We start from the raw sequence: 1,187 nt of genomic DNA, 5'->3' as shown, positions 1-1,187 counted from the left end.
GGCCGCCTGGGACGCCAGCCCGGCGCAGGACGCGACCGACAACCCGATCAGCCGCGCCATCGAGGCCCTCCGCGCCGCCCTCGCGGGCAAGCCGCCCCGCGCCGCGTGCGAGCACGGCGCGCCGCGGAAGCCGCGCGAGGGCACCAAGCAGGAGCAGGTGCTGGCCCTGCTTCGCCGCGAGGAGGGCGCGACCATCGCGCAGATCTGCGAGGCGACTGGCTGGCAGCAGCACACGGTCCGCGGGTTCTTCGCCGGCCTGAAGAAGCGCCAGGGCATCGAGGTCCAGGTGCTGGAGCGGGTCCGCCAGGTCGGGCCGAACAAGGAGGGCGCCCGCGGGTCCTACACGATCTACCACTTGCCGGCCTGATCGCCCCGAAGGCGTCACGCCGCCGCCTGCGTGCTGCGGGCGGCGGCGATGTCGTCGAAGACCCGCTCCTCCCCCGACAGCACGGCCGCACGGCCCGTGAAGGCCTGCCAGCGCCGCACCGCGACATCGACATAACGGGGATCGATCTCCATCGCGTAGCAGATGCGCCCACTAGTCTCGGCGGCGATGATGGTGCTGCCGCTGCCGCAGAAGGGTTCGTAGACCGCCTCGCCCGGCGCGCTGTTGTTCAGCATCGGCCGGCGCATGCACTCCACCGGCTTCTGCGTGCCGTGCACCGTCGCGGCGTCCTCGTCGCCGCCCGTGCTGATCGGCCAGAGCGTCGCCTGGTCGCGTGCGCCCTGCCAGTGACCGGTGGCACCCTTGCGCACGGCATAGAGCGCCGGCTCGTGCTGCCAATGATAATCGCCGCGCCCCAGCACGAAGCGCGACTTCGCCCAGACGATCTGGCTGCGGATCGCGAAGCCCGCGGCCTCCAGGCTCTCGATGACGGTCCGCGCATGCACGCCAGCGTGCCAGACATAGGCCACGTCGCCGGGGAACAGCGTCCAGGCCTCGCGCCAGTCCGCGCGATCATCGTTCGCCACCTTGCCGGTGCGCATCGTCGCCGACACGCCGGCCTCGTTCCGCCATTCCGGATCGTAGTTCACCCCGTAGGGCGGGTCCGTGATCATCAGGTGCGGCCGCGTACCGTCGAGCAGCCGGGCCACGTCCGCGGCGCTTGTGGCGTCGCCGCACAGCAGCCGGTGCGGCCCGAGCAGCCAGAGGTCGCCGGGCCGGGTGACGGGAGCCGCTGGCGGCT

General features: G+C 72.5%; 2 protein-coding genes. One reads left to right on the top strand and one right to left on the bottom strand.

The window, feature by feature from the left end; all coding sequences use genetic code 11:
• Positions 1-367: DUF3489 domain-containing protein (locus HMPREF0731_RS21370; protein WP_007006328.1), on the top strand; the 367-nt coding region annotated here is incomplete at its 5' end.
• Between the two features lie 14 nt (positions 368-381).
• Here HMPREF0731_RS21370 and HMPREF0731_RS21365 read toward each other — a convergent pair.
• Positions 382-1,187: DNA-methyltransferase (locus HMPREF0731_RS21365; protein WP_007006327.1), on the bottom strand; the 806-nt coding region annotated here is incomplete at its 5' end.

It is taken from the genome of Pseudoroseomonas cervicalis ATCC 49957 (genome assembly GCF_000164635.1).
Lineage (GTDB): Bacteria > Pseudomonadota > Alphaproteobacteria > Acetobacterales > Acetobacteraceae > Pseudoroseomonas > Pseudoroseomonas cervicalis.
This window is presented reverse-complemented; position numbering and strand designations above follow the sequence as displayed.